At 61.8% G+C, this 12,556-nt stretch carries 10 protein-coding genes; 5 read left to right on the forward strand and 5 right to left on the reverse strand.

Features of this window, described 5'->3' with window-relative positions; all coding sequences use genetic code 11:
• Positions 1-3: 3 nt before the first annotated feature.
• Positions 4-1,344: an NAD(P)-dependent oxidoreductase gene (locus AADW23_RS15670; RefSeq protein WP_341861875.1), complete on the reverse strand. Its 1,341-nt coding sequence runs from the start codon at positions 1,342-1,344 to the stop codon at positions 4-6.
• A gap of 264 nt (positions 1,345-1,608) precedes the next feature.
• On the opposite strand from AADW23_RS15670, the gene accB reads away from it, so the two are divergent.
• The 3 genes from accB to aat all read left to right on the forward strand — a co-directional run bounded on the left by accB (position 1,609) and on the right by aat (position 4,579).
• Positions 1,609-2,112 carry an acetyl-CoA carboxylase biotin carboxyl carrier protein gene (gene accB / locus AADW23_RS15675; RefSeq protein ID WP_341861876.1) on the forward strand — a complete coding sequence of 168 codons (504 nt, stop codon included), beginning with the start codon at positions 1,609-1,611 and terminating at the stop codon, positions 2,110-2,112.
• An 18-nt stretch (positions 2,113-2,130) separates the two neighbouring features.
• Positions 2,131-3,477: an acetyl-CoA carboxylase biotin carboxylase subunit gene (gene accC / locus AADW23_RS15680; protein WP_341861877.1), complete on the forward strand. Its 1,347-nt coding sequence runs from the start codon at positions 2,131-2,133 to the stop codon at positions 3,475-3,477.
• Between the two features lie 475 nt (positions 3,478-3,952).
• Positions 3,953-4,579 (forward strand): leucyl/phenylalanyl-tRNA--protein transferase, encoded by a 627-nt coding sequence (aat, locus tag AADW23_RS15685; RefSeq protein WP_341861878.1) that lies wholly within the window; start codon positions 3,953-3,955, stop codon positions 4,577-4,579.
• Position 4,580: 1 nt separating this feature from the next.
• Here the strand turns inward: aat and AADW23_RS15690 are convergent, their stop codons facing one another.
• From AADW23_RS15690 to AADW23_RS15700, 3 genes are all read right to left on the reverse strand, one after another.
• Positions 4,581-5,132, reverse strand: coding sequence for a DUF2155 domain-containing protein (locus AADW23_RS15690; RefSeq protein ID WP_341861879.1), 552 nt, complete (start codon positions 5,130-5,132; stop codon positions 4,581-4,583).
• The gene (locus tag AADW23_RS15695) at positions 5,132-5,587 is read right to left on the reverse strand and encodes an outer membrane lipid asymmetry maintenance protein MlaD (protein ID WP_341861880.1); all 456 of its coding nucleotides are present in this window, start codon (positions 5,585-5,587) and stop codon (positions 5,132-5,134) included. The genes AADW23_RS15690 and AADW23_RS15695 overlap by 1 nt, the downstream gene beginning before the upstream one ends.
• A 100-nt stretch (positions 5,588-5,687) precedes the next feature.
• On the reverse strand, positions 5,688-6,065 hold the full coding sequence (locus tag AADW23_RS15700; protein WP_341861881.1) for an NADH:ubiquinone oxidoreductase subunit NDUFA12: 378 nt from the start codon (positions 6,063-6,065) through the stop codon (positions 5,688-5,690).
• A gap of 246 nt (positions 6,066-6,311) precedes the next feature.
• Here AADW23_RS15700 and AADW23_RS15705 point away from each other — a divergent pair, with 246 nt between their 5' ends.
• Both AADW23_RS15705 and AADW23_RS15710 read left to right on the forward strand, forming a co-directional pair.
• A complete protein-coding gene (locus tag AADW23_RS15705; RefSeq protein ID WP_341861882.1) occupies positions 6,312-7,604 on the forward strand; it encodes an O-acetylhomoserine aminocarboxypropyltransferase/cysteine synthase family protein in 1,293 nt (430 codons plus the stop codon).
• Between the two features lie 234 nt (positions 7,605-7,838).
• Positions 7,839-11,039 carry a hypothetical protein gene (locus tag AADW23_RS15710; RefSeq protein WP_341861883.1) on the forward strand — a complete coding sequence of 1,067 codons (3,201 nt, stop codon included), beginning with the start codon at positions 7,839-7,841 and terminating at the stop codon, positions 11,037-11,039.
• A 56-nt stretch (positions 11,040-11,095) separates the two neighbouring features.
• Here the strand turns inward: AADW23_RS15710 and mgtE are convergent, their stop codons facing one another.
• The gene (gene mgtE, locus AADW23_RS15715; protein WP_341861884.1) at positions 11,096-12,484 is read right to left on the reverse strand and encodes a magnesium transporter; all 1,389 of its coding nucleotides are present in this window, start codon (positions 12,482-12,484) and stop codon (positions 11,096-11,098) included.
• Between the last annotated feature and the right edge of the window lie 72 nt (positions 12,485-12,556).

Genomic DNA, 12,556 nt, shown 5'->3' on the forward strand with positions numbered 1-12,556 from the left:
GATTTATTCCTTACCCATCAGTGTTTTATGCATATCTTCGGCGGCGTCGCGCCCCTCGGCCACCGCGGTCACGGTCAAGTCCTCGCCGCCAGACGCGCAATCGCCACCCGCCCAAACGCCGTCCACGCTGGTGCGGCCCGCGTCCGTCACGGTGATCTTGCCGCCATCTATCGCCAGCTTGTCCGGCGCGCCGTCCAATGTTTGGCCGATGGCTTTCAAAACCTGATCGGCGGGGATATCGAAGGTTTCCCCCGTGCCTGTCAGGCTACGGCCTTCTGCCTTGGTGTATTCGCACCGTAGCGCGGTAGCAGCGCCGTTTCCAAGCACCTCGACCGGCATGGCGTTGAAAATGAACCGCACCCCCTTGGAGGCCGCGAGGTCTTGCTCGAACCGGCTGGCGGGCATGGCATCTCGTCCCCGGCGATAGACAAGCGTCACGCTTTCCGCACCCAGAAGCTTGGATTGGACCGCGGCGTCGATCGCCGTCATGCCGCCGCCGATCACCACGACATTGCGGCCCACAGGCAGCACACCAAGATCGCTCGTCTGGCGAAGATCGGCAATGAATTCAACAGCATCCGTCACGCCGGCGCGGTCTTCACCAGAAGCACGCAGGGCGTTGACGCCGCCCAAACCCATGCCAAGGAACACCGCGTCGAAATCTGATTGCAGGCCATCAAGGGTCAGGTCCGTCCCAAGGGCTTTGCCCGTTTCCAGGGTAATGCCGCCAATTTTCAGGAGCCAATCCACCTCGGCAGCAGCGAAATCGTCGGTACTTTTATAGCTGGCGATGCCGTATTCATTCAGACCGCCAGCCTTGGGCCTTGCGTCATACATCACCACATCGTGGCCCTTCATCGCAAGGCGGTGTGCGCAAGCTAGGCCCGCAGGCCCCGCCCCCACTACGGCTACGCGCTTGCCGGTTTCAGCGGCACGGGTAAACGGATGTATGCCCGCTGCCATCACGGTATCTGTGGCGTAGCGTTGCAATTGGCCGATCAACACGGGCTTGCCTTCTGCGGTTTCGCGCACGCAAGCCTCTTCACAGAGCGTCTCGGTCGGGCAGACGCGGGCGCACATGCCGCCCAGAATGTTCTGCTCCAGGATTGTTGTCGCCGCGGCCTCCGGCGTGCCGGTGGCGATTTGCCGGATGAACAGAGGTATATCAATGGATGTGGGGCAAGCCGTGATGCAGGGCGCATCATGGCAGAAATAGCACCGATCGGCGGCCACGAGGGCCTCGTGCCCATCCAGAGGGGCGTGCAGATCGGTGAAATTCTGCGCCAGCTCGGCGGCATCAAGACGCGCAGGCGCGATACCGGGAGTAAAGGGAGTGTTACGCATAGGGCCTCGCTTGAAATCATGGCTTGGTCAGGAATCAGGCTGGCACGAGTTCAAAAATTTATCAAATGGTAAAATTTTTACGTGACCGGTTTTTGCTCCGACGCCCGCGTGCGGGCGGTTTTGCTGCTATATTAGGCGAAAAGTGCAATGTTCCCGAAAAAGGGTCACCGCACGCGGCGGGTTTTCCCCAAGGCAACGCTGCGTTATAGCCGATATGACAGGAAGACCCATAGACATGGGCCAATGACAGACGGTGAGAGCAACATGGCAGAAAAGACGCATGACAACGACGTAGCCTTTATCAAGGCACTGGCAGACGTATTGCGAGAGAACGAGCTGACTGAACTGCATGTAAAGCGTGAATACGGCGAGAATGATTGGCTGAACGTCCGCGTCGCCAAACAGGCCGCAATGGCCGCGCCTGCGGTAGTGCAGGCCCCGGCAGCTGCCCCCGCTGCTGCGCCGGCGGCCCCTGCCGCTGCGGCGCCGGCCTCTCCGGCTGCTGCGCCCGCCGCTGCCGATCCGTCTCAGGCCGCAGGCGCCGTGACCTCACCCATGGTCGGCACCGTGTATTTGCAGGCAGAGCCCGGCACCCCGGCCTTCGTCAGCGTTGGCGACAAGGTCTCGGAAGGCCAAACCTTGCTGATCATCGAAGCAATGAAAACGATGAACCATATCCCCGCACCCCATGCTGGCACCGTAAAGCGGATTGTCGTGGGCGATGGCGCCCCCGTCGAATTCGGCGCGCCGCTGATGATCATCGAATAACTGAAAGGGTCCTGGCCCATGTTCCGTAAGATCCTGATCGCCAACCGGGGCGAAATTGCCCTGCGTGTCATCCGCGCGGCCCGTGAAATGGGTGTTGAAACCGTCGCTGTGCACTCCACCGCTGACGCCGATGCGATGCATGTGCGCATGGCCGACGAAAGCGTGTGCATAGGTCCTCCGCCCGGCACCGATAGCTATCTGTCCATGTCCGCGATCCTCTCTGCCTGTGAGATCACCGGCGCTGAAGCGATCCACCCCGGCTATGGCTTCCTGTCCGAGAACGCGAATTTCGTGCGGGCCGTTGAAGACCACGGCATCAAGTTCATTGGCCCCTCGGCCGAGCATATCTCGATGATGGGTGACAAGATCACCGCCAAGGAAACCGCGAAGCGTTTGGGCATCCCCTGCGTTCCCGGCTCGGACGGCGGCGTGGCGACGATAGAAGAGGCCCGCGCCATTGGCGAAGAATTCGGGTATCCGGTCATTGTCAAAGCCACCGCCGGTGGCGGCGGGCGCGGCATGAAGCTGGCCAAATCTGCCGATGAGATTGACACCGCCTTCAAAGGCGCCCGCCAGGAGGCCAAGGCCGCCTTCGGCAACGATGAGGTCTATATCGAGAAATACCTTGGCACACCGCGCCATATCGAGGTGCAGGTGTTTGGCGATGGCAAAGGTAATGCCGTCCATCTGGGAGAGCGTGATTGCTCGCTCCAGCGCCGCCACCAGAAGGTGTTCGAAGAAGCCCCCGGCCCCTCCATCACCCCGGAATTGCGCGACAGCATCGGCATGATCTGCGCCAACGCGGTGGCCGAACTGGGCTATGAAGGCGCGGGCACGATCGAGTTCTTGTACGAGAACGGTGAGTTCTATTTCATCGAGATGAACACCCGCTTGCAGGTGGAACACCCCATTACCGAAGCGATCATGGGCGTGGATCTTGTCCGCGAACAAATCCGGGTCGCGGCAGGTGAGCCGATGTCGTTCAACCAAGCCGATCTACAGGTGCAAGGCCACGCGATCGAGGTGCGGATCAACGCCGAGAAGTTGCCCAACTTCGCCCCCTGCCCCGGCACGATTACCCAATACCACGCCCCCGGCGGGCTTGGTGTGCGGATGGATAGCGCGCTTTACGATGGCTACCGTATCCCGCCGTACTACGATTCGTTGATTGCCAAGCTGATCGTGCAGGGCCGTGACCGGCCCGAAGCTTTGGCACGTCTGAACCGCGCCTTGGGTGAATTGATCGTCGATGGCATCGACACGACGGTCCCGCTGTTTCACGAGCTGCTGCAAGCGGATGCCGTGCAAACCGGTGATTACACCATCCACTGGTTGGAACACTGGCTGGAAGAAAACATGTCCTAACGCGGTCTCGGGCCGGATCATCTGATTTGGCCCGGTCCTCTGGCTTGAGTGCTGGCGCCTTGGCGCTCAGCGCAGGGCCTTTCAGCTTATTTGCTAGATGCTGACGGCCAGCCGATGCCCCTGTCCAGGGAATCGGCTGGCCGTCTTTTTCACGAACACGATGAAGCACTGAAGCGTCCGGCGGGGTGAGGCCCACGAACAATGCAATGCAATACATCTTGCATAAGCGGCCCCCAAAGGGGCGCGAGGGGTGCAACCGAAAGCGTCTGCTTCACCGGCCACTGCACTTGAAAGCCCCTGCCCTGAACCAGAGCCTCAACGGAGCTTTGACGGGAGAGAATTAATCATAACAATCTTAATGCCCGGTTAAGCGCACGGCGAAATTTCATTCTCGGCCGGTTCCCGATCATAATGGGGGGAATTTTCCATGGGCTTTTGCGGCCACGCCCCTTAAAATTCAGACATGGCCCATGATATGACCTCTGATGCCCGGCCCCGGTTAACCCCGGACCTGATGATCCGGGCCTATGCCTCGGGCATTTTTCCGATGTCAGAAAGCGTGAATGACCCCGAGGTTTTTTGGGTCGACCCCCAATGGCGCGGTATTTTTCCATTGGAAAACTTCCACATCTCCCGCTCCCTGCGGCGCAGAATCAAACGGGGCGACTACAGCGTTCACGTGAACCGAGACTTCGCAGGCGTTGTGGCGGGCTGTGCGGACCGGGACGAAACCTGGATCAACGCCGATCTGACCGCGTGTTACGGAGCGCTGCACGCCCACGGCTTTGCGCATTCGGTCGAGATCTGGGACGACGAAGGGCTGGCCGGCGCGGTTTTTGGCATCGCGCTCGGGGGCGCGTTCTTTGGCGAAAGCATGTTTTCGCGCCGCACCGGAGGATCGAAACTGGCCCTTGCCCATCTGGTCCACCGCCTGCACGCCGGGGGCTACACCCTGTTTGATACGCAATTCGTCACCGATCATCTGATCAGCCTTGGCGCGATCGAAATCCCAAGGGCGACTTACCGCGAAAAATTGACGGAAGCACTGGAGAAAGAAGCGGATTTCTTGCGCTTGCCGGAAGACGCGCCGCTGACGTTCTAGCCTAGGCCGCGCAGCGCAAGACCCAAACGTCGTAGCGCGAATGCTCCAACGCATTCAACGCCGGACTAGAAGCTATCATCCATCCAGAAAACAGGGTTTCCCCTTCCAGATCAAGCACTTCCAGAAACGCAAAGGCATCGCCTTCGGGGTTAGCTGAGGGATAGCGGCATTCAATCACGCGGATTGCGATGCGCCCGAAAACCACGGTTTGACCCATGGAAAGCTCGATATCGGTGGGTTGTCCCAGCATTTTATCGAGGGCACGAAGCGATACCGTTGTGCCGGTTTCCGTGGCGGGTTGGCTGACCGAGGTGACGGGGCCGCTGACACCGGGGAAGGTTTCAAACGTGCCGGCCGCGCCGGTCCCGAGGTTCAGCTGGATATCGCCGTTTTCCGCCCCTTCAGAGAGCGTCAGGCCAGTGCCGTCGCCGTCTCCGGTGTCCAGTTGGAATTCATCAAACGTGCCATCGCCGTCGATCACGTCAAATTGCTGCGCCATAGCGGGGGCAGCCAGAAGTAGTGCGGACAGGCCAAGGGTGGATACAAGTTTCATCAGTTATCCGCCGCCCCGCCCACAAACCGCAGGAGCAATGTGATGAGGCTGACTGAGGATTGCGTGTCGAGAAACTCGCCTCCTGCCTCAAGATTGAAGGGGGAGCCGCCGGGAATAACCTCTACATAAGAGCCGCCGAGCAGGCTTTCGGAGGAAATCGCAATGGCGCTGTCGTCGGGAAGGACGATGGCGTTATCGACGGAAAAGGTAGTTTCCGCGAGGAAGGTCTGAGGATTCAGTTCCATCCCGGTGACCGTGCCGATCTGAACGCCACCAAGGCGCACTTCCGTGCCTACGGAAATCCCCTCGGCCGAGCGGAAGGCGGCCAAAAGCTCATAACTGCCCGAGCCCGAGACGGTGCCGGGGCTTTGCGCATAGAGGAAAAATCCAACAGCGGCGGCCAGAACGGCGCCGCCAGTTGCGATTTCGGTGAAGGAATAATCAGTCTCGGCCATGGGACGTAGGTATCCTGCCCACGGCCTGCCGCCAAGGGGGAATAGAGCAAGGGGTGTGGATCGGGCGGAGGCGGTTATTCCGGCGCCTTACCCGGGCGTCTTACTCCGGCGTCCAAGCCTCATAATCGCGGCGCGGGGCGGGTTGCTCGCGTCGGATCGAGCCTGCTGGCGCATGGGCCATGGCGGTGCCAGTCAGGTTTGGCAAATGCGGCGTTTCCCAAGCCTTGTGAATCACGGGCTTGTCGGAGGGCGCCTCATCCCACGTGCGGTGAAGCCAGCCGTGCCATTCAGGATCAATGCGAGACGCCTCGACATCGCCATTGAAGATCACCCAGCGTTTGCTGTCATCGGAGGTGCGATAGAAAATGTTGCCTTGAGCATCCTCCCCCACTTTTTCGCCTTTGCGGGCGGTAAAAAGCTGAGTTCCGATGGTTTGACCGTTCCACCAAGTGAAAAGGCGATTGATGAGGCTGGCCATGGGCTGTGATCCGCGCGGTTGGGTCGTTTGAGGGGGTTTTGCCCTGTTGCGGCGGCGGCGTCCAGTGCGCGTTGCGTCGCGCTTGGGGGAGAGGACGGATTGAGTTGTATTGGCCAAGATGAAGGAGCGGGCCGGGCGTTTCTTCATTGGCCGTTGCGCAGAACATTTGGTCTTCGATGGGGCGCAGATATTGCGGGCCGCGGGCCGGATGACCTACAAGCGGGCAAATTTATCGGGAGAGACTTGATGACAGATGGCCCCAGCTACGGCTTTGACACCCTTCAGATTCACGCAGGCGCTCGGCCTGATCCGGCGACGGGGGCACGGCAGACACCGATCTACCAGACCACGGCCTATGTGTTTCGCGATGCAGATCACGCGGCGGCTTTGTTCAACTTGCAGGAGGTGGGGTATATTTACTCGCGCCTGACCAACCCCACGGTTGCCGTGTTGCAGGAGCGGATTGCCACCCTGGAAGGCGGCGCGGGGGCGGTGTGCTGTTCCTCGGGTCATGCGGCGCAGTTGATGGCCTTGTTCCCGTTGATGGCACCGGGGCGCAATGTGGTTGTCTCCACACGTCTTTATGGCGGCACGGTCACGCAGTTCAGCCAGACGATCAAGCGGTTTGGGTGGAATGCGAAGTTTGTCGATTTTGACGATCTGGATGCCGTGAAAGCTGCCATCGACGACGATACGCGGGCTATTTTTGGCGAAGCGATTGCCAATCCCGGCGGCTACATCATGGATGTACGCGCGGTGGCCGATATTGCCGATGACGCGGGCATTCCGTTGATCATCGACAACACCACGGCGACGCCTTATCTGCACCGCCCCATTGAGCATGGGGCGACCTTGGTTGTGCATTCCACAACGAAGTATCTGACGGGCAATGGTACCGTCACCGGCGGGTGTGTTGTCGATTCGGGTAAATTTGACTGGGCCGCCTCGGACAAGTTCCCATCGCTGAGCGAACCGGAGCCTGCCTATCACGGGTTGAAGTTCGCCGAGACGTTCGGTCCGCTGGCCTACACCTTCCACGGAATTGCCATTGGTTTGCGTGATCTGGGCATGACGATGAACCCACAGGCGGCGCATTACACGTTGATGGGGATCGAGACGTTGTCCTTGCGCATGGAGCGCCATGTGGAGAACGCGCAGAAAATCGCCAAGTGGTTGGAGGATGATCCGCGGGTTGATTTCGTGACCTATGCGGGGTTGGAGAGCTCTCCCTACTACCACCGGGTGAAGGATGTTTGCCCCAAGGGGGCGGGTGCGTTGTTCACCTTTGCGGTGAAGGGCGGCTACGACGCTTGCCTGAAGCTGGTCGATTCGCTGGAGATCTTCAGCCATGTGGCGAACCTGGGCGATACGCGGTCGCTGATCATCCATTCCGCGTCGACCACGCACCGCCAGTTGACGCCTGAACAGCAGGAAGCCGCCGGTGCGGCCCCCAATGTTGTGCGCGTTTCAATTGGCACGGAAGACGTGAACGACCTGATCGCTGATCTGGACCGAGCCCTGTCGGCGGCAACAGCGTAAGGGCTTCGTTAACCAATTCGACCCTAAATGGGGGCGGTGTGGAGCATTCCATGCTGCCCCCTTTTTTTTCACAGGCGCCCTCCCCCTTTTGCCATGCCCTTAAAAGGTTTAGTCTAAAACTTGCCGATCGAGGGTTCGGGGCGCTGTGAATGGTTTGCCCCAATCGGATTCCCCTGTAAGAGGGGGCGATTGTGGCACCTGAGCCACGGCGCAGACGAAATATTGAGGCCTGACTTGACTGTGAAAATCGCACTCTTCCTTTCGTCCGACGGCATTGCCTTGGCCCATCGTCAAGCCGCAGGCCATTGGGCGATGATCGGAGAGACGGCACTGGACGTGCCCGATCTAAGCGCCACGCTTGCGGGCCTGCGCGACCTTGCGGTGGAACGCGAGGGCGACGGGTTTGAGGCGCTCTTGGTGCTGCCTGACGACCAGATCCTCTACACCTCGCTGACCGCGCCGACCGCCGACCCTGAGCTGACCGCGTTTCGGATTGAGGAAGGGTTGGAGGGTCTGACCCCCTACGCCGTGACCGAGTTGGAATACGACTGGCAGGTTTTGGAAGAGGACCGGGTAAAGATCGCCGTGGTCGCCCGAGAAACGCTGGACGAAGCGCGCGGGTTTGCCGCGCAATACGGCTTCGCCGGCAAAGGGTTCGCCGCGATGCCCCCGATGGAGCGTTTCCCCGGCGTGCCGACTTTCGGGCTTGGGAAAGAGGCCGAAGCGATGGGCTTCAGCGCCGAGGGGATTGCCTTTGGCCCAGATACCCACGGCCAACCGGAAGTCCCTGCTGCGGAAACGCCCGTTGCGGCGGCTGCCGAGCAGGCGGAGCAAGACGCCGGCGAAAGCACCGTGACAGACGCCCCCGATCCCGAGGCTGCCCCCAAGGATGACGCGCCCGAACTGTCGCTGGAGCCGCAGGGCGAGGCATCCCTACCGGTACCGCCATCTATAGAACCGCAAGACACCGTAGCCGAGCCGAATGCCGCCTTGGCCGAGGCTTTACAGGTTGCCGCAGAGGCTGAAGAAGAAACCACCGTTCAAGCCATTGAAGACCCCAGCGTTTCTGGCCCGATCACGGCATTGCCAGCAGACGACTCCCCGGCGCAGTTGCCCAACGTTGCGCCAGAATTGCCGTTGGAAACCATTGGCGACGCAGGCGACGGCGATGATCTGTTGCCCCCTGCCCCGTCGCCTGCCTCATTGCAGGCTCGGCAACGGGCGCGGGCGCTGCGCGAAACTTCGCCACCGACCGAGGCTCCGAAGAATGAAGACGTCCCAAAAGGCGAAGCGCCGCTGGAATCAGCGCCAAAGCCGGACGCCCCCGCAGATGGGCAATTCGTAGCACGTCGGGGGCCGACCGCTGCCCCCACAGGCTCGGACCGCGCGATTGCGACGCCCACCGAGACCAGCGGCGCCGTGCCAGCACCCGACCGCGGGCGTGGCTCACTTGTTGGGCAACGCAGCTCGCGCCTTGGGCTGGCTCATCCCGATGATCCCGCCCGCAGCGCCCCAACGCCTACGTCACAGGACCACGCACCCGGCGCGGCCACACCACCTGCGGGTGCTACGCCAGCAGCGGCATCCGGTTCCCCGATGCCGCGCTTGGCCGAGCAATTGCAGCGCGTGCGCAACGCCAGCAAGGCCCGCCCCGAGGCCGCATCGGGCGAAACGCCGCCGCCGCGCCCCCGGGTGGAAATTGTGCCGCAACCACCATTGGGCGTCACCGGAGTCGCGGCGCAGCGCAAGCCCTCTCCGTTTGATGAACCGCCTGCCGGGTCGGCGAAATCCGCGACGCGCGGCGGGCGCCTTGCCGGGATATTGAAGCGTCGGTCCAACGCAAAGCCGGCCGAGGCGGACCCGCGCCCTGCCCCGCCTGTGGACACCGCCGCATCAGATGCAGCGCCTTCGCCGGAAACGACGGAAGTGGCGGCGCCGGCCCGTGGCAGTCTGCGGCGCCGTCAGAAGGCCACTGCCCCTGCGGTTGAGGGTGAAACAGCAAGCGATCGGACCTTTGCTTCGGGCCTATTGGCGCGCAAGGCGACCAAACCGACGGGCGGATCGTTCAGGACCGGCTTGGTCCTTACGGTAATCTTGCTTCTTTTGTTGGCGCTCGTGGCGATTTGGTCCGTGCTGTTCATGCCCGACAGCGCCGTCGCGCGCTTCATTGGCATCGGTCAGGATGACACCACCATGGCCAGCGGCGTGCCCGCCCCCGTTGTGGGAACCGCACCGCCCGTCTTCGGCGTTTCCGAGACAGAGCAACCGACTTTTGCCGATGAGGCCGCAGCCGATGGCATCGTGCTGGAAGGCGATACGCCGGAACTCCCGGATATGGCCGCCAGTGATCCCGCCACGGACGCGGATATCGCCGAGCTACCGGATATTGACGCAGACCTTGATCTGCCGCCGCTTCCCGTTATCGACCAGGGGCGCAACCCCTCGATCGAAGAAGCCGAAGCGCTTTACGCCGAGGACGGCATTTGGGCCCGGTCCCCCGAGCGGCCAGACCTGCGGCCCTTTGATCTGCTGGACCGCGTCTACACCGCCTCGATTGACCCTGAGGTCAGCGCCTTTGACGCGGTGGCCTTGCCTGATCCGGGCGTGAACCCCGGCGAAATTTTACGCCGTTTCCCCCCGCCGCCGGCCTTCGGGACCGAGTTCAACCTGACAGAGAATGGCCTGATCGCCGCAACGCCAGAAGGCGTACTGACGCCCGAGGGCGCTTTTGTCGTTTTAGGGGTGCCGCCTCGGGGCGCCGTTCCGCGCCCGCGTGAGGTGGCCGCGGCCGCGCCTGTGATTGACGCCGAGGATGCGATCCTTGCCGCCTTCCGCCCGGCCGAGCGGCCCGGTGGTCTTTCTGAAAATCGTGAACGGCAAATCCTGGGCGGACTGACGCAGGTGGAGTTGAGCGAACGCCGCCCTTCGGCCCGTCCCGCTTCGCCGCAGGAAACAGCCGCGCAGGCCTCGCTTTTCCCGGCCGAGGATGAAGCTTCCCCGACGGACCCCGATGCCGTGGATGAGGCTGTTGAACTGGCGCTTGCGGGCACAGAGCTGGCGATTGCGCGCTCCCTTTTGCCGCGTACCCGCCCCGGCAATATTGCCGAGATCGTGGCCGCCGCAGACCGCACCCCGACCGAGGCCCCCACCGCCGTTGCCGCCGCTGCCGTTTCGCCCGGCCCCGCGATTCCATCCAACGCCGATGTCAGCCGCGCCGCGACCGAGCGTAATGTGATCCGCCTGCGTAACGTGAATCTGATCGGCGTCAGCGGCACCTCTTCGTCGCGTCGCGCCCTTGTGCGCCTTGCCTCGGGCCGCTTTGTGCGGGTCACAGTCGGTGATCGCCTGGACGGGGGCCGGGTCGCCGCCATTGGCGAGACAACCCTGCAATACGTGCGCAGCGGACGCACTGTGACGCTGGAAATTCCGGGCTAACCTGCTGAAAATGCGCCGCGATCCGCCGCGCACGATCCCCTGCAGCCGCAAGGCCCCTACAGCAGCAGCAGCGCCGCCAGGCCCAGGAACGCGAAGAAGCCGACAATATCTGTCACCGTGGTCACAAACGCGCCCGAGGCCAGCGCCGGGTCAATCCGCAAGCGGTCCAACACCACAGGCACCAAGATGCCCGCAAGGCCCGCCACCAACAGGTTGATGATCATCGCCGCGCCGATCACGACGCCCAACATCACGGTTCCAAACCACACGATGCCCACGATCCCCATGATGACCGCAAAGATGGCGCCGTTAATCAGGCCGACGCCCGCCTCCCGCGCCACCACGCGCATCAAGTTGGAGGGGGTCAAATCCTTCGTCGCAATCGCCCGCACGGCCACCGTCAACGATTGAGTGCCCGCGTTTCCGCCCATGGATGCCACGATCGGCATCAGGACCGCCAAGGCCACGATGGTTGCCAAGGCAACCTCGAATTGAGCAATCACCAGCGAGGCGATGATCGAGGTGACAAGGTTCACAAACAACCACGGGAAGCGCTGTTTCGTGGTTTCAATCACCCCGTCAGAAAGGCTCGATTCCTCGCCCACACCGGCAAGGCGCAGGATGTCTTCCTCGGCCTCCATATCCAGAACAATCATCGCGTCATCGATGGTGATGACGCCCACCAAACGGCCATCGTCATCAACGACGGGAGCCGTGATCAGGTGGTATTGGTTGAAGGCATAGGCGACTTCTTCTTCCGGCAGGTTTGCCTGAATGGGACGAAAACTGTCCTCTGTGATGTCGTGCAGCTTCACCCCGCGCACCGTCGCCAGAAGGCGCCCCAACATCACGTAACCCGTTGGCTTCATACGAGGATCTGTCAGGATGACGTGGTAGAATTCTTCCGGCAAATTTCCGGCCTGATCGCGAATGTAATCTATCGCCTCGCCCACCGACCAATGCTCGGGGACGGCCACGATCTCTCGCTGCATAAGGCGGCCGGCGGTATCTTCAGGGTAGTTCAGCGCCGCTTCCACGGCGGCCCGATCCGCCGGTTCCAACGCCTCAAGGATCACCTCAGCCTGGTCATCGCCGGCGTCTTCCAACAGATCGACCACATCGTCCGAGTCCAACTCGCGCACGGCCACGGCGATCTGCGTATCAGGCAGCAGCGTCAGAACCTCTTCGCGCAGGCCTTCTTCAAGTTCGGACAGAACCTCGCCGTCGATGCCCTTGGACCAATGCGTTAACCAATCTTCGCGCTCGGCGCTGGTCACCTGTTCCAACAAGTCGGCAATGTCAGCAGGATGGAGCGGTTCCATCAACGCATCGATGGCGGCCACATCGTGGGCTTCTAGGGCATCACGCAGGCGGGCGCGCAGGGATTTATCCAGCGCATAGGTGTCGCGTGCATCGTCGGTGGACTCGTCTACATCTACGGCCATGGGGTGCCCCCTGTTTTTCGCTCATAAACCGCCTAACATGGGGGCTCTAGAAGGGCTATCACCGAGAAAGAA

The sequence above is a fragment of the Gymnodinialimonas sp. 57CJ19 genome (genome assembly GCF_038396845.1).
GTDB lineage: Bacteria > Pseudomonadota > Alphaproteobacteria > Rhodobacterales > Rhodobacteraceae > Gymnodinialimonas.